Origin of the sequence: Chlorobium ferrooxidans DSM 13031 (assembly GCF_000168715.1) — a bacterium.
Taxonomy (GTDB): Bacteria; Bacteroidota; Chlorobiia; order Chlorobiales; family Chlorobiaceae; genus Chlorobium; species Chlorobium ferrooxidans.
This window is the reverse complement of the sequence record NZ_AASE01000005.1, coordinates 22,285-48,686: the sequence shown is the minus strand read 5'-3', so window position 1 is coordinate 48,686 and position 26,402 is coordinate 22,285. Positions and strand designations below refer to the sequence as shown.

The 26,402-nt window shown below is 48.8% G+C and carries 26 protein-coding genes and 1 pseudogene; 9 read left to right on the top strand and 18 right to left on the bottom strand.

Going from position 1 to position 26,402, the window contains the following annotated elements:
* Positions 1-14 precede the first annotated feature (14 nt).
* Genes csy2 through cas1f form a run of 4 tightly spaced genes read right to left on the bottom strand, consistent with a single transcriptional unit; the run spans position 15 to position 6,650 of the window.
* Positions 15-974 (bottom strand): type I-F CRISPR-associated protein Csy2, encoded by a 960-nt coding sequence (gene csy2 / locus CFERDRAFT_RS04305; protein ID WP_198002396.1) that lies wholly within the window; start codon positions 972-974, stop codon positions 15-17.
* On the bottom strand, positions 947-2,296 hold the full coding sequence (gene csy1 / locus CFERDRAFT_RS04300; protein ID WP_006365989.1) for a type I-F CRISPR-associated protein Csy1: 1,350 nt from the start codon (positions 2,294-2,296) through the stop codon (positions 947-949). Before csy1 ends, csy2 begins: the two co-directional genes overlap by 28 nt.
* Positions 2,297-2,355: 59 nt before the next feature.
* Positions 2,356-5,682: a type I-F CRISPR-associated helicase Cas3f gene (cas3f, locus tag CFERDRAFT_RS04295; RefSeq protein ID WP_006365988.1), complete on the bottom strand. Its 3,327-nt coding sequence runs from the start codon at positions 5,680-5,682 to the stop codon at positions 2,356-2,358.
* Entirely contained in the window at positions 5,679-6,650 is a 972-nt protein-coding gene (gene cas1f, locus CFERDRAFT_RS04290) for a type I-F CRISPR-associated endonuclease Cas1f (RefSeq protein WP_006365987.1), read from the bottom strand. The genes cas3f and cas1f overlap by 4 nt, the downstream gene beginning before the upstream one ends.
* On the opposite strand from cas1f, the gene CFERDRAFT_RS04285 reads away from it, so the two are divergent.
* Complete coding sequence (locus tag CFERDRAFT_RS04285) at positions 6,651-6,863, top strand: hypothetical protein (RefSeq protein WP_040433128.1); 213 nt, start codon at positions 6,651-6,653, stop codon at positions 6,861-6,863.
* A 455-nt stretch (positions 6,864-7,318) separates the two neighbouring features.
* Here CFERDRAFT_RS04285 and vapC read toward each other — a convergent pair whose 3' ends face one another.
* Positions 7,319-7,720 (bottom strand): type II toxin-antitoxin system tRNA(fMet)-specific endonuclease VapC, encoded by a 402-nt coding sequence (gene vapC, locus CFERDRAFT_RS04280; RefSeq protein ID WP_006365986.1) that lies wholly within the window; start codon positions 7,718-7,720, stop codon positions 7,319-7,321.
* On the bottom strand, positions 7,720-7,953 hold the full coding sequence (gene vapB / locus CFERDRAFT_RS04275; RefSeq protein WP_006365985.1) for a type II toxin-antitoxin system VapB family antitoxin: 234 nt from the start codon (positions 7,951-7,953) through the stop codon (positions 7,720-7,722). Before vapB ends, vapC begins: the two co-directional genes overlap by 1 nt.
* A 298-nt stretch (positions 7,954-8,251) precedes the next feature.
* Here vapB and CFERDRAFT_RS04270 point away from each other — a divergent pair, with 298 nt between their 5' ends.
* Complete coding sequence (locus tag CFERDRAFT_RS04270) at positions 8,252-9,469, top strand: NADH:flavin oxidoreductase (protein WP_006365984.1); 1,218 nt, start codon at positions 8,252-8,254, stop codon at positions 9,467-9,469.
* 2 nt (positions 9,470-9,471) lie between these two features.
* Here CFERDRAFT_RS04270 and CFERDRAFT_RS04265 read toward each other — a convergent pair whose 3' ends face one another.
* Together CFERDRAFT_RS04265 and CFERDRAFT_RS04260 are read right to left on the bottom strand one after the other, a co-directional pair.
* The gene (locus CFERDRAFT_RS04265) at positions 9,472-9,873 is read right to left on the bottom strand and encodes a helix-turn-helix domain-containing protein (protein ID WP_006365983.1); all 402 of its coding nucleotides are present in this window, start codon (positions 9,871-9,873) and stop codon (positions 9,472-9,474) included.
* 12 nt (positions 9,874-9,885) lie between these two features.
* Positions 9,886-10,440 carry a hypothetical protein gene (locus tag CFERDRAFT_RS04260; RefSeq protein ID WP_040433127.1) on the bottom strand — a complete coding sequence of 185 codons (555 nt, stop codon included), beginning with the start codon at positions 10,438-10,440 and terminating at the stop codon, positions 9,886-9,888.
* A gap of 587 nt (positions 10,441-11,027) precedes the next feature.
* Here CFERDRAFT_RS04260 and CFERDRAFT_RS12630 point away from each other — a divergent pair.
* The 3 genes and pseudogenes from CFERDRAFT_RS12630 to CFERDRAFT_RS04245 form a co-directional block, all read left to right on the top strand.
* A pseudogene (locus CFERDRAFT_RS12630) lies at positions 11,028-11,437 on the top strand (AAA family ATPase); the annotation flags it as partial.
* A 101-nt stretch (positions 11,438-11,538) separates the two neighbouring features.
* A complete protein-coding gene (locus tag CFERDRAFT_RS04250) occupies positions 11,539-12,174 on the top strand; it encodes a flavodoxin family protein (protein WP_040433126.1) in 636 nt (211 codons plus the stop codon).
* A 34-nt stretch (positions 12,175-12,208) separates the two neighbouring features.
* Positions 12,209-12,880: a DUF1847 domain-containing protein gene (locus CFERDRAFT_RS04245; protein WP_006365981.1), complete on the top strand. Its 672-nt coding sequence runs from the start codon at positions 12,209-12,211 to the stop codon at positions 12,878-12,880.
* 183 nt (positions 12,881-13,063) lie between these two features.
* On the opposite strand, the gene CFERDRAFT_RS12445 is transcribed toward CFERDRAFT_RS04245, so the two are convergent.
* The 10 genes from CFERDRAFT_RS12445 to CFERDRAFT_RS04200 all read right to left on the bottom strand — a co-directional run bounded on the left by CFERDRAFT_RS12445 (position 13,064) and on the right by CFERDRAFT_RS04200 (position 22,455).
* A complete protein-coding gene (locus tag CFERDRAFT_RS12445) occupies positions 13,064-13,222 on the bottom strand; it encodes a hypothetical protein (protein ID WP_006365980.1) in 159 nt (52 codons plus the stop codon).
* A 38-nt stretch (positions 13,223-13,260) separates the two neighbouring features.
* Complete coding sequence (locus tag CFERDRAFT_RS04240; RefSeq protein ID WP_006365979.1) at positions 13,261-14,715, bottom strand: NAD(P)/FAD-dependent oxidoreductase; 1,455 nt, start codon at positions 14,713-14,715, stop codon at positions 13,261-13,263.
* Positions 14,716-14,797: 82 nt separating this feature from the next.
* Positions 14,798-15,001 carry a YgaP family membrane protein gene (locus CFERDRAFT_RS04235; RefSeq protein ID WP_006365978.1) on the bottom strand — a complete coding sequence of 68 codons (204 nt, stop codon included), beginning with the start codon at positions 14,999-15,001 and terminating at the stop codon, positions 14,798-14,800.
* Between the two features lie 104 nt (positions 15,002-15,105).
* Complete coding sequence (locus CFERDRAFT_RS04230; RefSeq protein WP_006365977.1) at positions 15,106-16,257, bottom strand: NAD(P)/FAD-dependent oxidoreductase; 1,152 nt, start codon at positions 16,255-16,257, stop codon at positions 15,106-15,108.
* A 27-nt stretch (positions 16,258-16,284) separates the two neighbouring features.
* Positions 16,285-16,686: an OsmC family protein gene (locus CFERDRAFT_RS04225; protein ID WP_040433125.1), complete on the bottom strand. Its 402-nt coding sequence runs from the start codon at positions 16,684-16,686 to the stop codon at positions 16,285-16,287.
* 240 nt (positions 16,687-16,926) lie between these two features.
* Positions 16,927-17,235 (bottom strand): hypothetical protein, encoded by a 309-nt coding sequence (locus CFERDRAFT_RS04220; RefSeq protein WP_006365975.1) that lies wholly within the window; start codon positions 17,233-17,235, stop codon positions 16,927-16,929.
* The gene (locus CFERDRAFT_RS04215) at positions 17,232-20,462 is read right to left on the bottom strand and encodes an efflux RND transporter permease subunit (protein WP_006365974.1); all 3,231 of its coding nucleotides are present in this window, start codon (positions 20,460-20,462) and stop codon (positions 17,232-17,234) included. The genes CFERDRAFT_RS04220 and CFERDRAFT_RS04215 overlap by 4 nt, the downstream gene beginning before the upstream one ends.
* Positions 20,459-20,881 (bottom strand): efflux RND transporter periplasmic adaptor subunit, encoded by a 423-nt coding sequence (locus tag CFERDRAFT_RS04210; RefSeq protein WP_006365973.1) that lies wholly within the window; start codon positions 20,879-20,881, stop codon positions 20,459-20,461. The genes CFERDRAFT_RS04215 and CFERDRAFT_RS04210 overlap by 4 nt, the downstream gene beginning before the upstream one ends.
* Positions 20,882-20,893: 12 nt before the next feature.
* Positions 20,894-22,219 carry a TolC family protein gene (locus CFERDRAFT_RS04205; protein ID WP_006365972.1) on the bottom strand — a complete coding sequence of 442 codons (1,326 nt, stop codon included), beginning with the start codon at positions 22,217-22,219 and terminating at the stop codon, positions 20,894-20,896.
* A gap of 5 nt (positions 22,220-22,224) precedes the next feature.
* Positions 22,225-22,455, bottom strand: a complete 231-nt coding sequence (locus CFERDRAFT_RS04200; RefSeq protein ID WP_040433141.1) for a metal-sensitive transcriptional regulator — start codon at positions 22,453-22,455, stop codon at positions 22,225-22,227.
* A gap of 253 nt (positions 22,456-22,708) precedes the next feature.
* Between CFERDRAFT_RS04200 and CFERDRAFT_RS04195 the strand changes: the two genes are divergently transcribed.
* From CFERDRAFT_RS04195 to CFERDRAFT_RS04180, 4 genes are all read left to right on the top strand, one after another.
* Positions 22,709-23,086 (top strand): rhodanese-like domain-containing protein, encoded by a 378-nt coding sequence (locus tag CFERDRAFT_RS04195; protein ID WP_006365970.1) that lies wholly within the window; start codon positions 22,709-22,711, stop codon positions 23,084-23,086.
* Between the two features lie 143 nt (positions 23,087-23,229).
* The gene (gene argH, locus CFERDRAFT_RS04190; protein ID WP_006365969.1) at positions 23,230-24,612 is read left to right on the top strand and encodes an argininosuccinate lyase; all 1,383 of its coding nucleotides are present in this window, start codon (positions 23,230-23,232) and stop codon (positions 24,610-24,612) included.
* A gap of 139 nt (positions 24,613-24,751) precedes the next feature.
* Positions 24,752-25,672 (top strand): C1 family peptidase, encoded by a 921-nt coding sequence (locus CFERDRAFT_RS04185; protein ID WP_006365968.1) that lies wholly within the window; start codon positions 24,752-24,754, stop codon positions 25,670-25,672.
* 67 nt (positions 25,673-25,739) lie between these two features.
* A complete protein-coding gene (locus tag CFERDRAFT_RS04180) occupies positions 25,740-26,390 on the top strand; it encodes a class I SAM-dependent methyltransferase (RefSeq protein ID WP_040433140.1) in 651 nt (216 codons plus the stop codon).
* The last annotated feature ends 12 nt before the right edge of the window (positions 26,391-26,402 follow it).

Sequence of the window (26,402 nt, the reverse complement as noted above, 5' to 3'; positions counted from 1 at the left end):
ATAAAAAATTATTGTTACGAACAAATGCAGCGGTAAAGGCCTTTTTCCACATCAGCCTCATGCTTCCAGAAAATCTTTCCGGCATCGGTTAAGCGATGCGGGCTGATCCATTGCCCCAGAGAAAAGATGCATTCAACAAAGGAAAATGGAGTTTCAGTGTCACGAGCATTAAGAACCTCCCCCGCACCATAACATGTTGAAATAGAGCGGTATCCAACTGGAATAGGAACAATCCAACCAGGTTTTTTACGTACTTGCCATTCAACAACATCTGCATCGGGCTCCGTACTGATCGGTTCATAGTTGAGACTGGAAAAATCAAGCAACGCATCGAGAGATGTTGCTTCAGGATCGAGTGTTTGCAATTCTGTGGTACGTTCGCTCAGCAGATCTTCTCTGCTGGTCAGTAAAAAGCCCGGCAATAAACGACGAAGTTCAGCTTTAAGCGCATCCCCGATAACATCCCAATCGCTCAACCGAACCTTCGACTTTTTCGTAAATGGAGACAAGATGCTTCCTCCTGCAAGTCGTAACCCTTGCGCAGTCTTTAATATCTCCTCCGCCATTTCTTCTTTTTGGGATAGATTCAGATTGTTTGAATAATTTTCACTCTTAACCTGAATTAACAAACTTATGGTAATATGCGCTCGACCTTCCTCAGCAAAAGAAGGTGACTCCCCTTTCTCGTTGAGCGGATTACGGGTTAAGCGGAAAACTTTATCACCACGATCAGGCGAATATATCTGTGGTTCAAAACGATGGCAGATTACAGCCACACCACTAAAACCCAGATCCGTGTATCGTGGTTTTAGTTTACGCTCCAGGGAGTGTACAAAGCCAAGGATGGCTGACATGGCAGGAAACCCCCAGGTCAACGGGCTGGAAATACAGTTCGCGTTTTGAACCCGCAACCAGGGCAATACCAATAACGCATCAGGATTCTGGTTCATAGAGCTTTCTCCGGTGTGAGCCATGCCAGCTCTTTTTGTAAAAGTTTTTTCCATTCCTGTCGCTCATCATCGCCAAATCGGAGATAATCAGTTTGCAAGGTTGCATTCAGCCAGTTGGCAAACTCATAGATTATCTGCTGTTCCCAACCTGTTGCTTCCCTTTGCTGTTGCCATTCGTCATCAGTTCGTTCTGGATCCAACCAGAACAACTGTGCCTTTTCAAGCAGACACTCAGGCTTTGTTGACCAACCTGGAGGTAAGCCTTGAACCTCCGAGGAGTACTGTAGTAACTCGTCTATAATTTTTCCAACTAATTCCACTCTTGTTTGACGCATCTCAGCATTACTCTCGCGATCTTGTACCTTTACCAAAAAGTTCTTGAGTTCATGGGTAAGACGCTTTACCCTGCCTGCAAATATTTTCGGGAATACAGATTCAACTCCAAGGGGCGGACGAACTGCCGAAGAGTGCCATATGGGTGGAAGTGATGGCAGCAAAAAAGCCTGCCCTCTGCGCTCACTGTTTAACTGAGAAATATTTTGTGGCTTGGTTCCGCCAAAATTCTGAACAGCCAGATTCGGATAGTCGCGATAACCATGTGGATGATATCTGCTCTCCCGCTTTGCTTTGCGTGCCTCTTTGGTTTCATCATCAAAGCGGGTTTGAACCTTCAGGTAAACCTCATGTGCCAAAGCGGACGGAAATAAGGGGGCCAACAGATGATATTTACCATCACCTACCGGGAAGTAAAGCTGTTTTGCTAAGGTATGTGTGGTTGGTAGTATTTTAGGACTCCTGATAGCACTAAACTCTTGGAACCACCTCTCTTTTTTCTCATCTGAAGCAGGCAATGCTGCACGTAAAGCTTCATCGTTACGAAAAATCCGGGACAGAATAGTCTCCCCGTTATCACTCAAACTCAGTTGTAAAAACTTGTATACATCCAATGCTGCGGCATTACCAACGACATCATTAGCCGGATGCTCTAAGCATGCTGTAGATACACAAAATGAATCTCTCTCTTCCATTGCTGCATACAGAGAACTCCCCTTTGCATCAGGATTTTGATATTTGATGGCATGAGTCACGAGTGTTATTTGCCTTACACGTTTCGCTGCATCGTCAAGCCATACTTCGAGCTGATAGCTTTCAATCAGGGATTGCTTTTTTCCCTCATATTTATCTTTGAGTTTTTCAAGCTCCTCATCAAGGATGATCGTCGCGCTTTTTTTATGTTCCTCCTTTTGTAGCTCATCGAGTTTTTTATCAAGTCGTTCCTGCAGAAAATTGTGCATCAAATCCTTTAAAGCCGCCGCCTCGGTCATAACAGAGTTGTTTTGTTCCATTTCATTCGGTCATTTAAGAGTTCTTGATTGCGTCTTCTTCTCTCGGTCACGTTATTTCTTCAGCAAAATCTGCGAAATCCCAGGACATGATGGTACTGCCATCCTTGCTCAGCACCTCTTTTTGGCAGATCCACCCACCCAAAGCGAAGTGCGCATGTTCTACGGTCAATTGACAAGCGTTCAGCCAAAGTGTTTACCATTGTCAGGTAATCCGATTCTATAAAAGGGTTTATGCGCTCACCTTTTACCAGCTCCATGCGTGGAAACAGTCCATCAGTAGCCTTTGGAATAGCCCCTTCCAGATCATAAAAACAAGCGACTTCCTCATATTCATCAAGGAGCAGCCCGAACCGTTGTCTACCCAGCGGATCATTTCTGAATGGTGTTGCCCTTTGCCACTCACCGGCCAAAACCGCCTGAGATTCCCACCATATATTGACCGGAACATCAAAAACATTATCCTGACCAAGCATCAATGCTTGTAATCTTGCATGTTCAAGATCAGCCAGATTATCTTTCGGCAAAAGGGTTTTGCTTGCCATAATTCTCGGTGAAGCATCAATTTCGACGTATTGCTCTGGATTTAAGAGATTTTCAAGATCATGTGTGTTGAGCAAAAAAGATTCCGTCTCAAACCCAGGACGGCAATAAGTCGCCTTGCCCTTTCGGTGTTCAAGGCTTTTAATATTGGTACCCAAAAGATAGATATTTGGCGTAACACAGGGTTCAGGTCTATGGCGCTTAACCCGGCCAGCCAACTGAATGATTGAACGCATTGACGAGGGTTCCACAATAGCCCAATCGTAATCATGATCTCGACCCACTTCTGCTACCGGCGTTGCCAAAACCACAATAAGAAGATTGTCTTCACTGGTTGCGTCAATCATTGTTCGCAGCAATGGATCCTGAAAAATCTTCTCGGGCTCTTTGCGATCAAGCAAACGGTCAAGGCTTGATTCAATATTTGAACGAACCAACAAGGGGTGATGGGAATGATAACAGCAGAGCCTGATCTGGTGATTTTGCTCGGCACCAAGAGAAAAAAGAGTTTGGGCAATGTCAATGAGAGGATCAATATTGGCCAGCCGTATCAATCCAAAACTTACCTTCTTTTGTGTCTGAGGGTCAACACTGTGATGATCCTTATGTAACTGGTGCAACAGGGTATAAAGCTGCTTGGCGACATCTGCCCGTATACTATTCTGTTGCTTGTTATCGCTTGTTAACGGCACGATGATCGCTCGCCGCCGGACTGGCGCTGTACTCAATTTTTTAAGACGTGAGGCAACAAACTTGTCATGTGTTTGACGAAAACTCGAAGATTCATGATGACAACTGGATATAGCGCTGTTTTTATGTTCATCGAACCATGCACAGCAGATATTAACTGGCAGCCCGGGAATACCTCTTGCTTTTTGAAATTCAGCTCGCCCGGCACTGTATGCCTTAAACAAGCCTTCAACCAAAGAGGGAGGAAGTGTTGCCGATGAGAGAAGGATTTTGCAACCCAGCAAACCAGCCCAATGTACCAGTCGGGTCAAGGCTGGTAGATCAGCTATATCAAAATCATCCGGTTCATCCAAAACCAGATCTGACGTCAATAAGCGCAGCATCGGGGCAATCTGCCCTCCCCCTTTTGTCGCTTCGGTTGCTCCGATAAGATGATCGATCGTACAGGTAAGAATAGGTGCGGCAATCAAGGACTGAGCAGAAGGCGTGGTTTGGATCCAGCGTTTCAGAGGGCCAATATCCAAAGCGCCATCAAAATGAACATAATTATAGCTATCCGGTAACAGCAATTCAGCCGATTCTGAACCAGTTGCCTGACTCTGAATTTCCTGCTTTGTATCTGATTCCAGTGAAAACAACGTCTTAACGGCTGAGGAGCCAACCATAACCGCCAAGTCATCAGATTCTAATCCAAGTCGTGTTCGATATGCTTCGCCCGTTTGCAAGGTTAACGTCCGTAAACCCAAAGCAATAGTAAATCTGGCACCGATTAGCGGATCTGCCAGGCCATACATGATTCTGGCGTTGGCAAACGTTTTACCGCTGCCCGTAGAAGCCATATTAATACCAAAAAAGCCATTAGTAACTGCCTGTCCACGTATTGAACAGGCAAGGTCATAGGCATTATCCTGCCAAAGATATCGTTCATCAATTGAGCGTTGTTTAAACCCTTTGTGTCGAGCAATCCGTGGCAAAGATCGCTCAAGCATTGGCAGCAGTTGCACAACCCTCCTGGCATTATTTTCCACGCCAAGCAAATGCTCATCAAGTCGCTGTTTACATTTACCAGTGTCACGGTCAGTATTGGCGAAGAGCGGAAACCCGACATCACCGAGTTCAGGTTGTTCAGGCAAACTGGAATAGTAATGATCAGCCAGCATCAGTCCCAACCGAGCAAGATGCAATGAGTAGATATTGTCCAGCCAGTTTGCAGAAAGCAGACCGGGCTGTTTTAATGCTGAATCAGCCAGATATCGGGCACGTATTTGCCACTGAACGCTGTTAATCGGCAGTTTGTTAAATGCCCAAAAAGGGCTCTTCTCCTGTTTACTCGCTTCAGTACGAGACGCGTTCCACTCCGGACCTAATTGCCCCAGTAAAGAGTTAAGCCGCTTTGGATTGAACTGAGGTTTTTGCAACCGGCCATCCAATTGTTGCCACTGTTGTTTTGGCAGTTGATGATGGGTTACAATAAGCCAGGCTATTGCTTGAGCCAACGGCGGCAACGTTGTAAACGGACTAACTGGGGCATTGTCTTCCAAGCCATCCTTAACCAGTGCGTTAAAAAAAGTATTCGGTTCTTTGCCGGACTTACCCTTCCCAAGGTCAGCCAAACAGGTTAACCAAGCGATATCTTTTGCACGATTATCATCAGCAAAACCAATGATCGCTTTGGTGACAAATGCCTGAAATAGACGCAATGAAACCCACTCATGGCGGTAAGCGTCAGCAAGAGGCTTTTTACTGGTAAGCTTTTTCTGGAAACCTTGATTTGCTTTGCCGAAATCATGAAAAAGTGCGCTGATTGACGCCAAAATCTTGATATCCTGTATGGTATGCCAGTCATTTTCATCTTTTTTTCGTAACACATCACGCTCTGTACTGTTTGTAGGAACCATACCACGCTCATTAAACTGAGAGGCATTCCCAACAATCCAAACCAAATCTGTGCGATCCCGACCCCGAATCCAGTGACATGCAATTGCGCTGTTTCTCCTTGCCGTACGTTTCAGTAATTTTTTTACGGTATTGAGGCCTTCCATCGTGATGTGTGTTTGCCATGTACGGCTGCCAAACCGCTCGGCAAACTGGTCAAGAATCCTGCGAGTTTCAGGTAGGGCATTTTTAGAGCATTCCGATACGAACAAAACATTCATTTTGCTCCCCCGGTAGTTAAAGCGATCTCCTTTAAAGAATCAATTATAAAATCAAGAGCATCATGTTTGACGAAACTCCTGATGCATGCCTGACGAAAGTCACTTTCATCGTCACCACGTACCGCAGAAATAAAAGCCAACGGCAAAACCAGCGAGTCTTTTACAAGATCCGCAGCATCAAAAACAAGACCTCCCCTACGTGTTTTACCATGTAATACCGCTAAACCATGTGGCAAACCTAATACCCAAGTACCTGTAGCGCCCAAACCATATGCCAGATAATTACCATGATCGAGAAACCTGTTCGCTGGATCAGAGCCTTGGCCTCTCTTTGATCGCACGAAGCCACCATAACTGACTGCTCTGGCGGCAAACCTGAAAAGCAGTTTACTCAGACGCGCCTCCATGGTAAGCAACTGCGTGGTATCTTGCGCTAAAGGCAGATCGTCACAAAATTTATCAAGGGTATATTTCAACTCTGCGTGATCAATTAAAAAGCCATCAGCACTCAACTCTTGGTGAAACCAGTGAGAACGTATAAAGTTCAAGCGTTTCAGTTGCAAGGCTTTTGCTGCCTCAAGGCGTAGCGAGTCATCGAACCAAAACTTAACCCAGGATTGCAGGTATTCTGTGGGGCGATACTCGCTCTGAGGCGAAAACCACGATACTTCAAAATCAAATTCATTAGCGCTGAATAATGGGGTCCCGCCACCACCACAAAACCCTACCAAAACTCCTGCTTTAGCTAAGCCACGCATAGCCGCCTGCGTAATTGAAGTACCCGTACCCAAAAGTATCGTCGTAGTATTAGCAATGGGAATATTCCAGTATAGAGAGTCTTTACCAGCATCGGTTAAGTATTCAACTCGACCACCATTCGTTAGTACACGACAATGTTCCAGGTAATAAATATTTGCCCGTTTGGAATGCAATATTGTTTTAAGGTCCGATGGGGAAATATCCTGCATATGCTTATCACCTTATTTATAAGCTGGTACAATGCTATCAAGTCGTATAAGAGTGATCGTCGTGAATCAATGATGCAGGCAACAGGCATTATGAAACGAATGCTCGCAACTCCGTCTGCCGACACTTCTTATTTACAAAATATTCACACCAAGCACAAGAAAGAGCTTGCGTTACAGCTTTCTGAAGGGGGGAAAACAACAATTAAAATCTGATGACCGAATTCCGGGACGACATTCATTCCTGTCAGAAACCAATGCGCCGCATTGTCTGGACATATGAACCGGCTTCACTCTGTAATGCCAGGGCACTCCCTCATATGCTCCATCCTGTGAATTTTGTGCGTTATATCATTATTTTATCCGGATCGACCATATAGCCACGTCAAAAGACATTCATCACTCTTCTCTTTCATGACGGAATCCCTCGAAATCTTTGAACCTGCGCATATCGGCGGCATAGCCCTTCGCAACCGTTTTATCCGTTCGGCGACGCCCGAGGGTATGGGCAACCAAAAATGAGGGGACGGTATTCATCGGTAACAGTTACATAACACAAACCGCATTGCACAGAGATGCCTCCCTTCAGTTCGGCATGACACCTTGAGGAGATATTGCATTCTGAATGCCGGATTTTGAATGGTACAATAGAAGAAGAGTAAACGATCAGGTTACTGTACCCAGTTCTCTATCTGCAGAGCAGGAACACGGATAAACTCTTTGATGTTGTTGGTAACCAGAATCAGGCCTTCGCTGCGGGCGTGAGCGGCGATATGAAGATCATTAACCCCGATTGTCTGACCGGTTTTTGCAAGGGTTGCACGTATAGCACCATAATGCCATGATGCATTAGGGCCATATGGCAAAACCTCAAGCCTGCTACAAAAATCTTCAATCACCGAAAGATTCGCACTCACATTGCTGCTCTTTTCCGCACCATAACAGAGTTCGGACAATGTAATTGCCGAGATGGCCATTCGCTCTGCGTTTCTGTTGAACACCTCCAATACTTCGATTGGACGACGCTTAAGAGTATACATGACAATATTGGTATCAAGAAGATAGCGCAGCATTACAATGCTTCCCGTTCTGATTGTTCCTGATCGTCACGTTCCTCCATAAAATCATCCGTCACCTTTTGCGTGCCCAGGAAAAAACTCTCCCACGACTGGCCGGCAGGAGCTATTATCCGTTCATTGCCTTTTACCCTGATCGTTACCTTTTTAACATTTTCCGGTAACCGGACATCAACAGGTAATCGGACTGCCTGAGAGCGATTATTGATAAATACGGTAGTTGTAGTCATTTTTGCCTCATGAGTCAATGGATATACTCAGAGTATATAGCAAATAATCACCACAAAGGCAATCGTCATTCAAACGAGTTCGGAGCTCCAGGTTATGTTGCATCCGGAGCCGCGGAGCATGGCTGCGACGCTGCAGTACTTCTCCATGGAGGGCCACATTCCGGGACAACATTCATTCCTGTCAGAAACCAGTGCACTCACTCATATGCTCCATCCTGTGAATGTTGCGGGATATATCATTATTTTATCCAGATTGAACAAACTGCCGTTTCAAATACAGTAATCACTCTTCTCTTTCATGACGGAATCTCCCGGAATCTTTGAACCTGCGCATATCGGCGGCATAGCCCTTCGCAACCGTTTTATCCGTTCGGCGACGCATGAGGGCATGGCCGATGCTGAGGGTGCTCCGCTGGAGTCGCTTGAAAAGCTCTACCTCCGCCTCGCACGGGGCGGCGCCGGCGCGATTGTGACCGGATATGCGGGTGTAAATCCGCAGGGCAGGTGCAGTTTCCCCGGAATGCTGATGATGCATAGCGATGCGCTGGTGCCCGCTTACCGGAAGCTCGTTAATGCGGTGCATCACGAGGGGGTGCCGATAATCATACAGCTTGCCCACTGCGGCGCTCAGACCCGTTCGGCGGTAACCGGTATGAAAACGGTTGCTCCCTCGCCGGTACGGGACCGATATTTCAGCGAGGAGGTTCCTATGGAGCTGACAGAGGATGGCATCAGGGAGATCATCGATGCATTTATTAATGCTGCTGTGAGAGCGCAGACCGCAGGTTTCGACGGGGTGCAGTTGCATCTGGCGCACGGGTATCTGCTCGCGCAGTTCCTCTCCGGCTACACCAACCGACGGAGGGACCGCTGGGGCGGCTCTCCTGAGAACCGCTTCAGGATCGTTTCGGAGATTATGGCGGGCATCCGCCAAAAACTCGGAAATTATCCGGTACTGGCAAAAATGAACGGGTACGACGGTATGCCCGGCGGGATGCGATCGGAAGAGGCTGTAAAGGTCGCCATGATGCTTGAGGCATCCGGATGTTCTGCCGTGGAGATCTCTTCAGGTACGATTGGCGAAGGACTGGCGGTCATGCGCGGCCCCCGGATACCCGCCGAAGCGCTCTTCGCTGCCAATTTCAAGCTGACTGCCCTGCCAAAGCTGCTGAGACCTGTGATTGCCCGAATCCTGCCGATGATAAGTCCTGCGAGCCCGAAACCATACCGCTCCTACAACCTCGACGTTGCCTCCACCATCAGAAAGGGTGTTTCGATCCCGGTCATTACTGTCGGTGGCATTCACACACTGGAAGATGCCTCAAAGGCTATTGCGGATGGAGCCACCGATTTCGTCTCGATGTCACGCCCTTTCATCAATGATCCCTCCATCGCGAAAAAGTTTGAGGATGGAAGCCGGAATGCCTCGCGATGCACCATGTGCAACTATTGCGCAATCATGATCGAAAAAGAGCCGCTCCGCTGCTGGAACGGCCGGATACCCCAGAGGGTGTAACTTCAAACAGACTTCAGGGTTTTCGCTACAGGCTTTTTCACCGCGGTTTTTTGGGGCACATTGGCGGTTTTGGAAGGTTTATCACCGGTGATCTCGCCTGACGGTGGCAGCGTCAAAAGCACAACATCAAGGGCCGTTTCAAGCTTTGCAATGGTTTCAAGCGTGAGGTTTTCCCTGCCTTTAACAATTTTATTAACCTGCTGGGGTGAAACGCCGATTTTTTCGGCAAGCTCTTTCTGTGAGATGTTTTTTGCGCGCAACGTTCTCAAAATCCGCAGAGCTATAGCCTGTGAATGTTTTAACCACGCCCTGTTTTCAACTCGCCACTCTGCATCTTTCAACCAACCGGAGAGTTCTTTTGAGGCTATGGCTGCAATTTTTTCATGAATGTTGTCAACGGCCATAATTGATAGTTATTATGTTTTCAGGTATTCAAAATCATCTTTATCCAAAAGCCCCTGATCAAATAAAAAATTCTTGACAAGATCAAGCTTGCAGAGTTCTTGTTGGGTATGTTCCCGCTCTTCCATCAACTTTGTAAGTTTTATCGCGCCACCGGTAATGACAAACAGGTCAGAAGCAATACGAACTGCATATAAACGAAGCCAAGGGCTCTTTTTGTACTTCGCCTTGCTCTTCTGCATACTCACAAGATGTGTTTCGTGACTGTTCAGTGGTTGGAAAAGCGTCTGCAAACTGAAAGGATCTCTGAATGAACGTGCTGCAAGGTACAGCAAATAATCCTCAAGAGATTCAGCGTCGTTAATGGTTTTTTCAACTGCTGCGTCAACAGATTGGTACCGGTAGTAACCTTTTGAAAGATCTTCCGGATTGTCCTGAAAAAACCTTTCAAGGTACTCGACGTCACTCCACAGATCGAATATCCGGTGGTATTCGTCTGCTGATTCCCCATCATATTTAACCGCAAATAATCTTGGGTTTTCTTTTGGAAATATAGGAATCAGCTCCATCACAATCAACCTATAAGTTTATTTTCTGGATTTTATCGAGCAATCGGGTTCTGATGTCTCTAATATCGTTGGCTATCGCAATGAAGTGCCAACGACCAAATCCGTACTTTTCATGCACGGCACTAACTGATACTTATTATTTACATATTTTTTACATCACGCACAAAAAAACAGCTTGCATTACAGGCTTCTGGCCCTTAACGTTTATTCAAATGAGGGGACGGTATTCATCGGTAACAGTTACATAACACTAACCGCATTGCACAGAGATGCCTCCTTGCAGTTCGGCATGACACCTTGAGGAGATATTGAATGCTGAATGCCGGATTTTGAGTAAATTTGCTATCAATCACACGCTATCTGAATTGCCCTGCGACCTGCCCCGTCAGGAAGCAAATTTTCCGTTGTGTAACAACAATCCTGACCGTGAGGGTTAAAATCCGGCTCACTCAATACGTCGTTATAGCGCCAGGTGAACGTGTGGCCTTTTCACGCTGTGTGCTACCGCAAATTCAATTGCCTTCCGATTATCTTGATTATGAAACGATTTCATGCAACACTAAAGTTGAACTTTAATATTGCATGAAATGTTTGCATGTCAGCTCTTGGCTACCCTGCAGAACAGGGCTACACAATATCCTGTTGTTACGCTTACCGGTCCAAGGCAATCAGGTAAAACGACTCTTTGCAGAACAGCTTTTCCTGAAACACCTTACCGTAATCTGGAACGACCCGATATTCGTAATTTTGCACAGCATGATCCGGCAGGATTTTTGGTAAAGTTTCCGGATGGCGCCATTCTTGATAAAGCGCAGCGTGTGCCTGAATTACTTTCATGGACCTGGTACGTGCCGATGAACACAAAACCGCTGGCGAATTCATACTGACCGGAAGCCATCAATTTGAACTGAACCGCCAGATCAGCCAGTCACTTGCAGGAAGATCCGCACTGCTGAAGCTTCTGCCGTTATCAATTGCAGAACTCTGCGACGCAGGACACCTCTCCCCGGCTGCTATTACAGGACTCATTGCAACGACATCAGGATTTTATATTTTATGCGGAAGAACGCAGATAACCGCAAACCCATGCAAAACATAATGAACGTCATAGCGATCAACGGCAGTCCGAAACAGGATGGCAACACCTTTCATGCGCTTGCCGGTGTCGGCAGCGAGTTGCAGAAAAACGGCATCGGGTTTGAAATTATCCATGTCGGCAACAAGCCGGTCAGAGGGTGCATGGCCTGCGGGGCATGTGCCAGAAATCGGGATGAGAAGTGCAGCATCACCTCGGATCCGCTGAATGAATGGATCCAGCAGATCAAAAACGCTGACGGAATTATTCTCGGTTCACCGGTCTATTTTGCCGGTGTCGCCGGAACCATGAAATGTTTTCTCGACAGGGTATTCTATGTTGCAGCATGCAATGGCGGTCTCTTTCGTCAGAAAGTAGCTGCATCGGTAGTAGCGGTTCGGCGTACGGGCGGCTCGTCAACATTTGACTGCCTCAACCACTATCTCACCTTTGCGGAGATGATTCAGGCAACATCAAACTACTGGAACATCACCCACGGAAGGACACCGGGAGAGGTATTACAGGATGGTGAGGGTGTGCAGATTATGGAGGTGCTCGGTCGCAATATGGCGTGGCTGCTCAGGATGCGTGAAGCAACAAAAAACACGCTTCCGGGGCCGGAACCGGTCAGCAAAATTATGACCAGCTTCATCAGGTAGAAGAGGGCGTGCGTCATTCATCCACTATGCAATCATGACAAAAGTAAACACCCCAGGAGAGGAACACTCTGGCTGTTCGGATTGCGGGCTCCTGAACTGCTATCGGCAGGATCGCCGATTTCCGGATTTCTGCCCCACCGAAGCTGTCGGGAGTGAAGAGCTTGACTCGGTAACCGGGCAGTACCGGGGAGAAACACTTGATGCCAGAATAGCACGCGCCTCCGCCGAGGTTGAAGGCACTTACTACGGCAAGCTGACCCGTGTTGAAGAGATTATTGCCTTTGCCAACCGGATCGGGGCAAAAAAGATCGGCCTTGCAACATGCATAGGCTTATCGGAGGAGTCACGGATTTTTGCCAGGGTACTTACAATCAACGATCTCGAACCCTACTCGGTCATCTGCAAGGTTGGCTCTGTCGATAAAAGCGAAATAGGGATCGGCGAGAATCTGAAAATTCAGAAGGGATCGCATGAATCACTTTGCAATCCGATCCTGCAGGCGAAGCTGCTGAATCAGGAGCAAACAGAGCTGAATGTGATCATCGGTCTCTGTGTCGGCCATGACTCACTGTTTATGAAGTATTCCGACGCTCCCGTTACCACACTGATCACCAAGGATCGGTTGCTCGGACACAACCCGGCGGCAGCGCTCTATACCAGCGGATTTTACTATAAACGCCTTTTTACCGCAGGGCGCAAATTATAAGCCTAGCGTTGCCATGCGATCTCATGATCAGGCAATAGCGGCTACTCCCCCCTTTCTGGAGCATTGTAACGCTTCCGGGCAATTTCTCCACTCTTTTCTCTCATGGAAGAGATGAACAAAGCAACTTTTGCCGTCAGCTCGGGTTGCTTTGTTCATGCTTTCAAAATCAATCCATAGCGGTTGTCAGGAGTGTCCGCCAGCAACAATGCGAAGCATCTTCACATTCAGAATAACAAAGCGAACCAGCTGCCAGAGCAGGTTTTTCCTCCAGTAGAGGGTGCTTGCTGACGGTACCGGAGGATAGGCTTCGTCGTAATAGGCTTTGACTTTATTGGTACCCATGGCTTTTGAGGTTTTAAGATTATTATAAAAGAAAACCGTTATTCAGGAATCAGCCACCAGAAGGGATAGCCCTTTGCCTTATGGAAGAACAGATAGTGCAGGATTACTTTTATCCAATGTCCTGCCAGACCCGCCTCTCCAACCGAGTAGTTCATGTCGCGTCCCCACTCAGGGTACTTTTCCCAGTCAGGCACAACCGGAAAGAGGGTCATTGAAGCGCCAAGTCCATCAAACGAACCAAATCCTGCCGATACAATACAGGCAGCACCCATTTTGCTCATTGAGGCTTTATGGCGATGCTCTGTTGCGCCCTGAATCTTTTCGGCAATATTAAGCGCCACAATTTTTCCCATAACACCGGAAGGCATTCCTGTGCGTGGCGGCGTCGGAAAAATCTGCCGTCCATTCGGGCTTGTCATAGGTTTCGAAATCGGATGCGGAGGGGCAAAGGCAATTCCCGGAGCATAGATATTTTTAAACAGAGGGTTCTGATATATTGATGGCCAATCCTCTGCTTTCCAATCCTCAAACGCTTTCGCCGTATAATTGGCATCAACCTTCATAAACTTGTTCGGAGCGAACATCTGGTCGGTAATGTCAGTACCTGCCTTGTCGAATGCGGTCAGCCCGACACCTGAAAATGAGGGAATAAGCATCGCAAAATCAAACTCCTGTATCCGCTCTTCACCTGCAAGCGTTTCATAATATGCCTTGCCGGGCTCAACCTTGTAGACTCCGGCACGCCGTACCCAGTTGATGCCGTACTCGGCCATGATGGATTCCGTAAAGATCTTGGTCGGGGTTGAGTAGCCGCCTCTGTTAATAAATGCGCCTCCCATGCCAAAATCGCCCAGTTCATACTCATTGGACAACCAGGTGATTTGAGCCATCTCGGTGAGCCCGCGCTTTTTAATTTCATAGGCCACATTCAGGATATATTCAAAAGCCGCGCCCTGGCATGTTGCCATAGCATGGCCGGTGCCGATCAGGATACGCTGCTTCTGCCCCGCCTGCATCTTTTTGAATATCTCCTGCAGGTTCTCCCATGCGTGAGCTGCATGGCTGTAAGTACAAACCGAAAAGCTGTTTTTATCAGGTCCAAGCCCCTCTGTAGCCTCAAAATTCAGCTTTGGCCCGGTTGCATTGACCAGGTAATCATAGTCAACTTTTTCGATCTCTCCGTTTCGCACTCCATCGGTATACTCAATCGTCACATACCCCTTCTCTGTTTCTCCGTCGCCTTCAGGATGGATCTCCACCGCTTTGGCCTGTTTAAGGATAATGCCCCAGCGGTTATAAACTTTTTTCAGTTCAAAGCGGACATCATCAATCGTCATCTGACCCACACCTACCCAGATATTTGAGGGTATCCACTGATAGTAGCTGTTCGGGGTAACAACGACAACTTCATGATGTTTGCCAAGTTTCTTTTTAAGAAACGAGGCTGCGGTATGCCCAGCCACACCGGCTCCTAAAACCACAACTTTTGCCATAGTGATGTAATGTTTTCAAAGATTCTGAATGAAGCTTCAATCATGCCTGATTGAGCAGGTTAATTACTCAACTGCCGGAAGGTCATTTGAACGCGTGACCGGGTACAACACCAACCGCCTTAAGGATTTTGGCCAGGGGGCAGAAGCCTGTAAATGCCGCCTGAAATAGGTTTGCCCCCACAAAACCGGTGAACCAGAGCCAGTTCTGGTTGTGATAGATGGAGAGCAAAACAGATGCAAGAATGAAAACCCCCGCAATGGCGAAGACAAGCCTGTCGATATTCATGGAAAGAGGTAGTTAATGGTTAGGTAAAACGAATGTTAATTCCCTGTATATGCTTACTTCCCTGACTCGCTGGCACTGTGCCGTGCGATAAGCCCTGCACGTTATCAGAGCCAGAGCTTGGAGAGTTTATAGTAGTGACCCCAGCTTTTTTTCAGCCAGTGTCCAACAACCGGCATAGGAATGAAGAGCTCTCTTTTGCTGTTTTTGTAGACAAATCCGGCGCCGTCCCCCATATCCATCACGCAGAGAATATTCAAATGCTCCTGATACCCTCTCATCTCTTCCTTCCTCCCGAAATGCTCTACTGAAGCATTAACGGCGGCATTGTGTGCCATTAATTCAGCCAGATGCCCCTGCTTTGCTTTCCACTCCGGACCTTCAAGAGCTGCTGCATCACCGACTGCATACCATCCCCTGACCCCCTCAATGCGGCAGTAATCGTCGATGCGAATGAACCCTGCACTGTTTTGGGGCAGGTTTGATCTCCTGACGGTCTCATGCCCGTCACTGGCTGGAATAAACATGCAGAGGTCGCTTTTCAGCCTGCTCTGATCCTCAAACACAATACCATCCGCTTCAAAACGGCTGATTTTTTTCCCGTAACGGGTGGTAAAATTGTCAGCTTCAAACATGGCCGCCATTGCCGAAAACGCCCTCTTGCCCATTCGTGCGCCCGGCTCGGCCATGGGAGCAAAGAAGGTCATCTCAAACCGCTCTCTGATACCGAGTTTTGTAAGGTGATGATGCAGGTTAAAAAAGAGCTCAAATCCCGGACCGCCACGAACTGCGCTTGGATCGTTTGGATTGCCGCCAAATCCGAATGCAATGCTGCCGCTTCCCCGTTCGATCAGCGCTTCAATCTTTGCTTTGAGCACCAGTGAATCTTCCGGCTTGCCGCAAATTGACGTGGTATGCTCAATGCCATCGTGTTTCATTTTGGATGCGCCAAGAGCGATCACAACAAAAGCCGCCGAATCACGAACACCTGTTTTTTCAAGAGTGACGGTTTTCCGTTCGCTATCGAGAGCAATGACCTTGTCAATGGTGAGCGAAAACCCGTGCTTTCTGGCCAGTTTTGATAACGGAATCCCGATATCCCTGAACTGTGCTCCTCCTGTTGGTATCCAGATCGCCAATGGATAGATAAAGAGATAGTCCCGCTCGGAAACCAGCTCAACAGCAACACCCTGTTTACGAAGTGCGATGGCAGCAGCAACTCCGCCAATGCCTCCACCCAGAATCAGCACCTTATGCATTGATACGCTCTTTTTATGCAATGAACGTTACCGAGTAACCGCTGTCACGACAAATTCAGGTGGCTCCATAATGTGCCTTTTTACCGCACAGAGATTGGCTGCACTGATAACGGCATCCCTGTATTTCTCAGGGAAATCTTCAGGCAGTTCAATGGCGATTTCGATTTTCCCTATACCGCGTCCCGACTCTTTGACAACATGAGTCTGAACAATCCGGATCTTATCAGTGGCTATACCCCTGCTCTGGCAGAAGGATAAAACGAATATCCCGGCACAGGTGCCGATTGAGGCAAGAAAAAGGGAAAAAGGCTCGGGTGCGGAACCCTCTCCGCCGGCATATTCAGCCTGATCGGTGTGAATGGTAAACCCGTTAAACTCGGCATCAACCTTTTTGCCGCCGCCGAATGTTACAATCATTTCGCTTTTCATGATAGAGTAGAATGTGGTTGCAATAAAAACGCTCTGATTTAGTGAGGAACTAATGGAGAGCAAACAGTTAATGGCTAACGGCACCTATCCTCTGATAGTCAACCACATGTGGAAGTCGTCAGTGTAAACCGTCGACTTCCATTCGTTCATGTGGCCACCCCGAAAACCGTGCTTACAATCCGGATCGCATGGTAGTAATCCGGTGGACAACGGCGCTCCTGCAACCGTCCGGTGAGTCGCTTATACAGTTTTCTCAACATTCATAAGAAACGCCCGTGCAGGGAAATCCTTCTCGACAGCTATCGGATTCTTTTCGAGCTCAAGCATGATTGCATCAGCCTTCTCGTCATCCAGAATGGCAAAGCAGAGTGATGAATAGGCTCCGGGCATGGCATCGGTCGGCCACCAGGAGTGCTGTTCGGCACCATGGCTTTCGCAGTTGCACCCCATAATATCAAAGCTGCTGAACATCATCACCTGATGTTCCTTGAAGAGAGCCCGCACTTTCGGGCGGCTCTCCTCGTGTCCCATAACGGCAAGAAATTTCATTTACTTTTATTCTTTACAGTTACTGTAGACTTCTTTTCCGCCATATAGTAGACAAGCGGCACAACAACAAGCGTCAGGATGGTTGAAAGCACACCACCCCAGATCAGCGAGATGGCCAGACCCTGGAAAATCGGATCAAAAAGCATGACAACCGAACCGATAACCACGGCTCCGGAGGTCAGAATGATAGGCCGGGTTCTTACCGCAGCTGACTCAATAACCGCCTGTTTGAGATCAGCTCCCTCCGCTCTGCGGATCTGAATGAAATCAATGAGCAGTACCGAGTTTCTCACCATAATGCCGGCAAGCGCAATCATGCCGATCATGCTTGTAGCGGTAAAGAATGCACCATGCAGCCAGTGGCCCGGAATAATACCTACAAGGCTCAACGGTATGGCAATCATCATGATCAGCGGCGTCTTGAAGGACTGGAACCAGCCGATAATCAGCAGATAGATGATGACCAGCACGACGGCAAACGCCGTACCGAGATCCCTGAAGACCTCAAAGGTAATCTGCCACTCTCCGTCCCACTTCATCGACAGTTTATCATCCGACACACCCGATCCCGTGTAGAGCGGACTGATGGAGTAGCCGCCGGGAAGCTTGAGCTTCGCTATCTTTTTATCCATATCAAGCATCGCATAGACCGGGCTCTCGGTCGCACCGGCAACATCGGCGGTCACATAGACAACCCTGCGCAGATCCTTGCGATAGATACTCTTGTCCTGAATTTTCTCTTGAACCGTTACCAGCTCTGAAAGCGGAATCATCTGACCGGCACGCAGACGGGTTGTCAGGGTTCCCATACCCTGCGACTGCACAAATATCCCCGAGAGATCCTGCAGGGAGGTTCTTCCTGACTGCGGAAGCCTTACCTGAATGGCAACCGGATCAAGCTGCTTGTCGGTATGCAGCACCCCGACGTCCATTCCCGCCAGCGACATACGCAGCGTCTGTGCGATCTGTTCGGCACTGACACCGCGGAACGCTGCACGCTCCTTGTTTACCACCAGGTTATAGACCTTCTGGTCCTCTTCAACCAGGAAGTCCACATCAACAACACCGGGAGTCTCTTCAAAGACCTGCTTCACCTGTTTTGCCAGTGCTATCTGCTGCTCCTGTGACGGGCCGTAAATTTCAGCCACAAGGGTCGAGAGCACAGGAGGTCCTGGAGGAATCTCGACAATCTTGGCGTTGCCGTTATAGCGAAGGGCAATCTTCTGGACATCAGCCCTGACCCGTTTGGCTATATCATGGCTCTGGGCCTTGCGATCTCCCTTATGGACAAGGTTAACCTGGATGTCAGCCATGTTTGCCTTCTGGCGAAGGTAGTAGTGACGGACAAGACCGTTGAAATTGATCGGCGCATTGGTTCCGACATAGTACTGGTAGCTCTCTACCTCCGGAACCGTTTTCAGGTAGGATGCTACCTCCTTGGCAACTCTTGCAGTCTGCTCAAGCGAGGTTCCGTCAGGCATATCGATAACCACCTGAAACTCGTTCTTGTTGTCAAACGGAAGCATCTTCATCTGTACAGCCTTCAGCGGCACCAGAGCAATGGCTCCGACCAGCATCAGACCAACCACACCGAAAGCGAGCCATCTCTTGAAACTGCTCTCGATAAAGGGGGAGAGGATGTTGTTGAAGAGCTTGTAGTAACCTGTTTTGGTAATATCGTACTCTTCATGATGACCCTCTTCGGTTTTCAGAAGACGATAGGAGAGCCATGGGGTAGCGATAAGGGCTACGAGCAGCGAGAAGATCATGGCCAGCGAAGCTCCGATCGGCATAGGACTCATATAGGGGCCCATGAGGCCTGAAACAAAGACCATCGGAAGCACGGCGGCAATAACCGTAAAGGTCGCCAGAATGGTCGGGTTGCCGACCTCATTGATGGCGGTAATGGCTGCCTGCAGCTTCGGCTGCCGCTTCATGGCGAAGTGGCGGTGAATGTTCTCGGCAATGATGATCGAGTCATCAACAACGATACCGGTAACAAAAATCAGCGCAAAGAGGGTTACCCTGTTGAGCGAATAATCAAGCAGGTAGTAGATCAGAAGCGTAAGGGCAAAGGTGATCGGCACTGAAGCGAGCACCACAAGTGCGCCCCGCCATCCAAGGAAAAAGCCGACAACAATCGTAACCGCCACAACCGCCATGAGCAGGTGCTCAAGAAGGGTGAACACCTTTTCGGAAGCCGTTGCGCCATAGTTGCGTGTTTCAGTCACCGTTATACCTGAAGGAATAACCGTCTTTCTGAGCCCTTCGACCCTCGACATAACCTTGTCGGCAAGTACCGAGGCATCTCCGCCTTTGCGCTTGGCTACGGTAAGCGTCACTGCAGGATACTCTCCGGAAACCGAGCCTTTCGGGGCTGCCGCTGCCCAACCGAAAAAGTTATAGTTATTGACCTCTTCAGGGCCGTCAACAATGGTGGCTACATCACGCAGATAGACCGGAGCGGATCCGTAGATTCCTACAACAATATTGGAGACCTCTTCAGCGCTTTCAAGAAATTTCCCCGACCGGACAACAAGCTCCTCGTTCATCTGCTTGAAATCACCGGAGGTCATCTGGCTGTTGCCCTGCTGAATCTGGCGGGCAATCTGCATCGGACTGACATTGAATTGCTGAAGTTTGGCTTTGTTGAGCTCAATCTTCACCTGGCGCTTCAATCCGCCCTTTATCTCCACATCACCGATATTGCTTATTTTTTTCAGTTCATCAGCCACCGTTACTGCACTCTGACGAAGCTCATAGGGACTCTTCGTCTTGCTCCAGAAGGTGAGATTAAGCACCGGAACATCGTCGATAGAGACCTTTTTCATGAGCGGGAACTGGACACCGGGAGGCATCTTGTCCATATTTTTCATCAGGGTAGACCAGAGCTTTACCATACTGCGCTCGGCATCTTCGCCAACCTTGTAGCGAACCGTCACCAGAGCAAAGTCGGGCATTGAGGTGGAGTAGACATAATCGACTCCGGGAATTTCGGTCAGCGTCCTCTCAATCGGCTTTGCCACACGGGCTTCAACCTCTGCAGGCGCTGCACCGGGATAGGGTATATAGAGATCAACCATCGGCACCACAATCTGAGGCTCCTCTTCACGCGGCGTCATAAACGTCGCCATAATGCCAACCAGAAGCGATGCCACCATCAGTAGCGGCGTTATTTTTGAATTGATAAACTGTTTTGCAAGTTTACCGGCAATACCTTCATTCATTTGCTCTCTGCCTCCTCAGTCTTTTTCGGACTCTTTATTACAGTTACTCCTTCACCAAGCTCCGGGTTATACTCTCCCACCACAAGCTCTCCCTTATCTACTCCCCCGAGGACAACAACATCGCCTTTTACGATGCGTCCAATCCTGATCCAGCGGCGGGTGATCCGCTGATCGTTGCCAACAACAAGAACACCTGCAAGCTCTCCATTACGGAAAACCGAAGAGGCCGGTACAAGCAGCACCTCACGCCCTCCCGCCTCCCCGCTGGTTCGCACAGGTACAAGCGTTCCGACCGCAACCGGTGCGGGCTCCCGTTCTTTTACTGCATGAGTCCCGGCTTGATTGCCGCACCCCGACACAAGCAGGGCAATGGCAACCGGAAGCAGAAACCGCATCGCTCTTTTATTCGTACTCCTCATATTGATTGCTGTTTAGTTTCCCCTGTAGTATGCCAGCTCGCTTTTGGCCATGCAGTAATCGAATTTCGCCTGGTTCAGCCTCATTTTGGCGTAGGTATGGGCCTGTTCGCGCATCAGGAGTTCAAAGGTCATGGCCATACCGGTCTTGAACTGTGAACTGATATAATCAAGACTTACCCTGGCCTCTTCGAGCGATTTCTGGGCAACGGCGATTCTGGCTCTCGATGTTTTCAGTGAGCGCATCGACTTTTCAACTTCAGCAATACTGCCGCTCTTTGCCGCTTCATAGTTATACATCGCCTCCCGCTCCTGTGCTTTCGCCTCCTGAATACGACCTGCGGTTGCCATACCGTCAAAAATGTTCCACTGCATATTCATACCGAGCGCCCAGCTGGAACCGCCACTGAAAATATTATCGCTATGCAGGTTGGTCTGAAGGAATGCATTCAAACGGGGACGCTTCGAAGCCCGGATCATCTCCTCCTGCAAGCGTGCCACCTGCTGATAGGTTTCGTAAGCCTTGAGATCGGAACGGTTTTCGGAAACCGCTTTATCACTGCCCGAAGGAAGAACCCTGTCAATAACAAGATCACCGGTAGGAACAATTGTCACTCCGGAATCAAGGCGCAGCATCACCTTCAGCGCATCCGTTGCATTTTTGATCTCATCATGCATCATCATTTTCTGCTCAAGCAGCTCGGAGAGGCGCACATCAGTGGAGAGCTTGTCTGATTTGGGCAGTAAACCGGCACTGAACCCCCTGGCGGCCTCATTGCTGTGCGCCTGCATGGTCCGGATCGACTGCTCAATGGCATCAATATTCTTGCGGGCAAGAATAAGACCGTAGTAGACTCTGGTAACCTGAAGTCCGATAGACTCCTCTGTTCGGGCGGTCATATGCTCCTGGGCAGTTTTGGCTGTAAAAGCCATCTTTCTGCCAATTGCCGCATCGGCATTGTAAACCGGCTGCATGACCTGAATGGAGGTATTGAAGTCGTTGATGACATCGGCATTGTTGAGCTTGGCCGGATCAAAATCAGATTGCTGCACAATATTCTGCTGAAGCTTCAGAACCAGCGCAGCGCCGGGATCGTTGGTGACAACAAAAGTCTCCGACAAGGTTACTTTCGGCAGATATGACTGACGGCTCTGAACAATTCTTGCCTCAGCCTGGTCAACCTTGCTGCGTGCGGCTTTGATGGTGTAATTGTTTTCACGAGCCATCGTAAGGGCTTCGGATAAAGAGAGTTTCATTGTCTTATCGCCTGCTGCTGCCAGTTGCGGAGAGCCGAGAGCGCCCGCAACACAACAAGCGATCAACGCCTTGTAGACCTTCATGATGATTACTGTTTTGAAATAAGTTTTAAAATCTGTTCTACACTCTCCGAATCACCTTGACTCATACACCCCTTGAGGTTACGGTGAAGGACCAGCGAAAAGGTATTGTCAAGAGCTGCCTTGGCGGCCTGGAACTGCGTGATGATCTGACTGCACTCCTCTTCGCGTTCAATCATCCTTGTCAATCCCTCAATCTGACCGGCAACCCTTCTCAGTCTCATAATCACATCTTTCATAGAATCCGTGGTTGCAACCATGATAGTATACGTTTATTTTTAATATACCCATACCCCGTACTGGTATATTACACAAAAATGTCTATCATATGCAAGAGATTTTATTTCAATCAAAGCCGACTGAATAGTTCGATACCGTTGACAGACAGAACGTTCTTTCGATTCCCTTGTTGACTTTTAAAAACAAAGTCTTTTATCAGAACGTTTCCATAAGCTATCCAAACCAGAAAACACAAAACCAGCAAAAAAACAGATGATGAAAAACAGTCAGGAAATCAGCCCCGCTAAAGCTCTTGCCTTGATTAAAAAAGGCGCACTGCTTGTCGATGTCCGTGAGCCGAAGGAGGTTTCAAAAAAATCTTTTGACGTTTCCAATGTCTTACAGATTCCCTTGCGCGAGCTGAAAACGAGGTTTCAGGAGATACCTGTTGACCGCAAGGTCGTGATCGCATGTCATGTAGGAAATCGCGGCATGGTAGCGACCCGTTTTCTGGTGAACAACGGCTACTCCAGAGTGGTTAATATGCAGCATGGAATTGCCGGTTGGGAAAAAGAGGGGCTTCCGGTCAAAAAAGAGCTGAAACCGGCAACCGGGTCATGGTTCAGGAAGCTTTTCAGCAGGATGTCATAACAGCGGTGAAGCGGGATAACCTCATGAGAAAATGGATGTGGTTTATCTCAAACATATCGGTCTGAACACATCAATGGAACTCTTTTTCCCCTGATTTTATTATTTTCAGGCAGTTTCATTCCCATTTTCAACCTGGTACCCTTATGAGCAAGAATAAAGAACTACTCTGGCAGAGCCGATTTTCAGAACCCTTTGACCGGGGCGCTCTCCTCTTCTCTTCCTCGGTTCATGTCGACAAGAAGCTCTATCGTGAGGATATCAGAGGCTCCGTTGCCCATGTCACCATGCTTGCTGAAGAGGGTATCGTCAGTGATAGAGATGCTGCACAGATCATTGCCGGACTCGGCGAAATTGAAGTGGAGCTGAGCAGCGGTTCACTGGTTCCGGAGTGGGAAGATGAGGATATCCATACGGTTATTGAAAACCGGCTCAAGGAGAAAATTGGGGCAGTAGCCGGCAAACTCCACTCGGGAAGAAGCCGTAACGACCAGGTCGCAACCGATACCCGTCTCTACATGCGCCGCCAGATTGAGGAGCTTCAGGGTGCCATCAGCGGACTTTTGAAGGTACTTGTCGAAAAGGCGGAAACCCATCGCGACACCATCATATTCGGCTATACTCACCTGCAGCGGGCCCAACCCATATCTGCAGGACATTACTACCTTGCTTATTTCAACATGTTTCTCCGTGACCGTGACCGACTCGGTGACCTGATGAAACGGGTGAATATCTCTCCACTCGGTGCAGCGGCTTTTGCCGGCAGCACCCTGCCGCTCAACGTAAAGCGCAGTGCCGAGCTTCTTGGCTTTGACGATCTCTTTGCAAACAGCATTGATGCCGTCAGCGATCGCGATACGGTCATCGAGTTCATCTCCGCCTGCTCGGTCATCATGATGCACCTCTCCCGGTTTGCCGAAGATCTGATTCTCTGGAGCTCGTACGAGTTCGGCTATCTTGAGATCAGCGATGCCTTTGCAACCGGCTCCTCCATTATGCCGCAAAAGAAAAATGCCGATATCGCCGAACTGGTCAGAGGTAAAACCGGCCGGGTCTATGGCAATCTCATGGCAATGCTGACCATCATGAAGGGACTGCCGCTCTCCTATAACCGCGACATGCAGGAGGACAAACAGCCGCTATTCGACAGTGCCGAAACAACGCTCGGCAGTGTTGAAATTTTTGCCCGGCTGCTTGAGCATACCCGCCTCAAGGAGGAGAAGCTGGCCAAACTCACCAATGAGGATCTCAGCCTTGCCACTGAAATCGCAGAATACCTTGTCCGCAAGCAGGTTCCTTTCCGTGACGCTCACCGCATCACCGGGAAAATCGTCACCTGGAGCATTGCCTCCGGCGTCACCCTGCCGAATATCCCGGTTGAACAATTCAGGGAGTTCTCCGAGGCAATTGATGAGGATATCTATCCGGCGCTTAAAGCTGATGCAAGTGTGAATTCCAAAAAATCACATGGAAGCTGTTCATTTAACTCGGTGGCCAAGCAGATCGTTGAGGCCAGAAAAAAGCTTTAAGCAGAAACCGCCCGGATATAAAAAAACACCGACTGTTCAGGTGAGCATCTCCCCGTTCCAGAGAGATGCACCACACCCGCCGGTAATGAATTGTATGTTTTACTGAAACACGCAACGCAACTTAGACGGAGAGAGCTCTATGGTTCAGTCAGCAGAAAACAGAGGTCCGGGAATGGGATGGCTGCCGGACTATCCCGATTTCAGGGACTACACGGCCGAGCATAATAAAGTCTCAACAGACCTCAAGCAATTGGGTCAGAAAAACTCCGTCAAGAGCATGCTTTCACAGGTCGGTGTAGCAAAACCTGCTCCCGCTCTTGCTTCTTCCTCAGATTTGCGGCCATGGTGTTCACCTGTTGAAAACCAGCTTACCATTGGTTCCTGCACGGCACACGCCGGCATTGGAATCGTCGAGTATTTTGAACGTCGGGCCTTTGGCAAGCATACCGATGCCTCCAGGCTTTTCCTCTACAAGACCACTCGAAACCTGCTCCGATGGCGTGGAGATTCCGGGGCTTTTATCCGCTCTACCATGGGCGCACTGGTCCTTTTCGGTGTGCCGCCGGAAGAGTACTACCCCTATGTTGTTGCTGATTTCGATAAAGAGCCCTCAGCGTTCTGCTACGCCTATGCCCAGAGTTTTCAGGCAATAAGCTACTACCGAATGGACGCTCCCGGAATCGGGGAAAAAGAGCTGCTGAAAACGATCAAATCAAATCTTTCGGCCGGTCTCCCCTCAATGTTCGGCTTCACGGTATTCAGCTCTGTTGTACAGGCAGCAAAATCCGGAATGATACCGTTTCCTGCAGCCGGTGAAAAAGTTGTCGGAGGCCATGCCGTTGTTGCGGTCGGCTATGATGACTCCATCAGGATTAAAAACAGCTCCATCGAAGCAAAAGAGACAAAAGGAGCCCTGCTGATCAGAAACTCCTGGGGCAGCGGCTGGGGTATGGAGGGGTACGGCTGGCTCCCCTATGAGTATGTGCTGAAAGGGGTGGCTATTGACTGGTGGTCGCTTTTGAAAAACGAGTGGATCGACACGGGCATCTTCAAGGCATAGGGGTGCCCGTAAGTGAAAAACAGGACGACCTGAACCTCCTCCTATAGTAAATCTGATGTTCAACGCTATGAATGGTAACTGGAACAGCACTGAAAAATTCAATACCGAAGCTTCAATGTGGGATAGTGATCCCCGCCGAAGGGGGCTGGCCGGAGCCGTTGCAGAGGCAATCATCGCAAGATGTTCTCCCGTAAAAACCATGCAGGCCCTTGAAGCCGGATGCGGAACCGGGCTTGTTTCCATGGCAATAGCCCCACTCGTCAAACAGTTGACTGCCATCGACACCTCACAGGAGATGCTGCATGTTCTTCAGGAAAAAATCCGTTCGCTCGGCCTCCTGAATGTTGAGACCGCCCTGCTCGACCTCTCCTCCCCTTCTGCATCGGTTGAGCGGCAACAATCATTCGACCTGATCTACAGCAGCATGACGCTCCACCATATCAGAGATACTGCCGGTTTTCTCCGCCGTATCGCGACGCTGCTTGCTCCGGGCGGCTCCATTGCCATTGCCGATCTTGAGCGTGAGGACGGCCACTTTCATGACGACCCGAACGAAGAGGTTCATCACGGGTTTGATCGCACTGAACTGACGGCCATGATGGAAGCTGCGGGTTTACAAGGCATTTCGTTCAACACGATTTACACCATGAACAAGAAAAGCAGTGAGGGAAAAACAACAGCGTATCCCGTATTTCTCTGCACAGCAACAAAAGGATAAAAGGTAAAACTC

What these genes read in the sequence shown, in the direction of transcription:
- csy2 (WP_198002396.1), bottom strand. Translation starts at nt 974, where the DNA reads ATGGCTCACACCGGAGAAAGCTCTATGAACCAGAATCCTGATGCGTTA.
- csy1 (WP_006365989.1), bottom strand. Translation starts at nt 2,296, where the DNA reads ATGGAACAAAACAACTCTGTTATGACCGAGGCGGCGGCTTTAAAGGAT.
- cas3f (WP_006365988.1), bottom strand. Translation starts at nt 5,682, where the DNA reads ATGAATGTTTTGTTCGTATCGGAATGCTCTAAAAATGCCCTACCTGAA.
- cas1f (WP_006365987.1), bottom strand. Translation starts at nt 6,650, where the DNA reads ATGCAGGATATTTCCCCATCGGACCTTAAAACAATATTGCATTCCAAA.
- CFERDRAFT_RS04285 (WP_040433128.1), top strand. Translation starts at nt 6,651, where the DNA reads ATGCTTATCACCTTATTTATAAGCTGGTACAATGCTATCAAGTCGTAT.
- vapC (WP_006365986.1), bottom strand. Translation starts at nt 7,720, where the DNA reads ATGCTGCGCTATCTTCTTGATACCAATATTGTCATGTATACTCTTAAG.
- vapB (WP_006365985.1), bottom strand. Translation starts at nt 7,953, where the DNA reads ATGACTACAACTACCGTATTTATCAATAATCGCTCTCAGGCAGTCCGA.
- CFERDRAFT_RS04270 (WP_006365984.1), top strand. Translation starts at nt 8,252, where the DNA reads ATGACGGAATCTCCCGGAATCTTTGAACCTGCGCATATCGGCGGCATA.
- CFERDRAFT_RS04265 (WP_006365983.1), bottom strand. Translation starts at nt 9,873, where the DNA reads ATGGCCGTTGACAACATTCATGAAAAAATTGCAGCCATAGCCTCAAAA.
- CFERDRAFT_RS04260 (WP_040433127.1), bottom strand. Translation starts at nt 10,440, where the DNA reads ATGGAGCTGATTCCTATATTTCCAAAAGAAAACCCAAGATTATTTGCG.
- CFERDRAFT_RS04250 (WP_040433126.1), top strand. Translation starts at nt 11,539, where the DNA reads ATGAACGTCATAGCGATCAACGGCAGTCCGAAACAGGATGGCAACACC.
- CFERDRAFT_RS04245 (WP_006365981.1), top strand. Translation starts at nt 12,209, where the DNA reads ATGACAAAAGTAAACACCCCAGGAGAGGAACACTCTGGCTGTTCGGAT.
- CFERDRAFT_RS12445 (WP_006365980.1), bottom strand. Translation starts at nt 13,222, where the DNA reads ATGGGTACCAATAAAGTCAAAGCCTATTACGACGAAGCCTATCCTCCG.
- CFERDRAFT_RS04240 (WP_006365979.1), bottom strand. Translation starts at nt 14,715, where the DNA reads ATGGCAAAAGTTGTGGTTTTAGGAGCCGGTGTGGCTGGGCATACCGCA.
- CFERDRAFT_RS04235 (WP_006365978.1), bottom strand. Translation starts at nt 15,001, where the DNA reads ATGAATATCGACAGGCTTGTCTTCGCCATTGCGGGGGTTTTCATTCTT.
- CFERDRAFT_RS04230 (WP_006365977.1), bottom strand. Translation starts at nt 16,257, where the DNA reads ATGCATAAGGTGCTGATTCTGGGTGGAGGCATTGGCGGAGTTGCTGCT.
- CFERDRAFT_RS04225 (WP_040433125.1), bottom strand. Translation starts at nt 16,686, where the DNA reads ATGAAAAGCGAAATGATTGTAACATTCGGCGGCGGCAAAAAGGTTGAT.
- CFERDRAFT_RS04220 (WP_006365975.1), bottom strand. Translation starts at nt 17,235, where the DNA reads ATGAAATTTCTTGCCGTTATGGGACACGAGGAGAGCCGCCCGAAAGTG.
- CFERDRAFT_RS04215 (WP_006365974.1), bottom strand. Translation starts at nt 20,462, where the DNA reads ATGAATGAAGGTATTGCCGGTAAACTTGCAAAACAGTTTATCAATTCA.
- CFERDRAFT_RS04210 (WP_006365973.1), bottom strand. Translation starts at nt 20,881, where the DNA reads ATGAGGAGTACGAATAAAAGAGCGATGCGGTTTCTGCTTCCGGTTGCC.
- CFERDRAFT_RS04205 (WP_006365972.1), bottom strand. Translation starts at nt 22,219, where the DNA reads ATGAAGGTCTACAAGGCGTTGATCGCTTGTTGTGTTGCGGGCGCTCTC.
- CFERDRAFT_RS04200 (WP_040433141.1), bottom strand. Translation starts at nt 22,455, where the DNA reads ATGAAAGATGTGATTATGAGACTGAGAAGGGTTGCCGGTCAGATTGAG.
- CFERDRAFT_RS04195 (WP_006365970.1), top strand. Translation starts at nt 22,709, where the DNA reads ATGATGAAAAACAGTCAGGAAATCAGCCCCGCTAAAGCTCTTGCCTTG.
- argH (WP_006365969.1), top strand. Translation starts at nt 23,230, where the DNA reads ATGAGCAAGAATAAAGAACTACTCTGGCAGAGCCGATTTTCAGAACCC.
- CFERDRAFT_RS04185 (WP_006365968.1), top strand. Translation starts at nt 24,752, where the DNA reads ATGGTTCAGTCAGCAGAAAACAGAGGTCCGGGAATGGGATGGCTGCCG.
- CFERDRAFT_RS04180 (WP_040433140.1), top strand. Translation starts at nt 25,740, where the DNA reads ATGAATGGTAACTGGAACAGCACTGAAAAATTCAATACCGAAGCTTCA.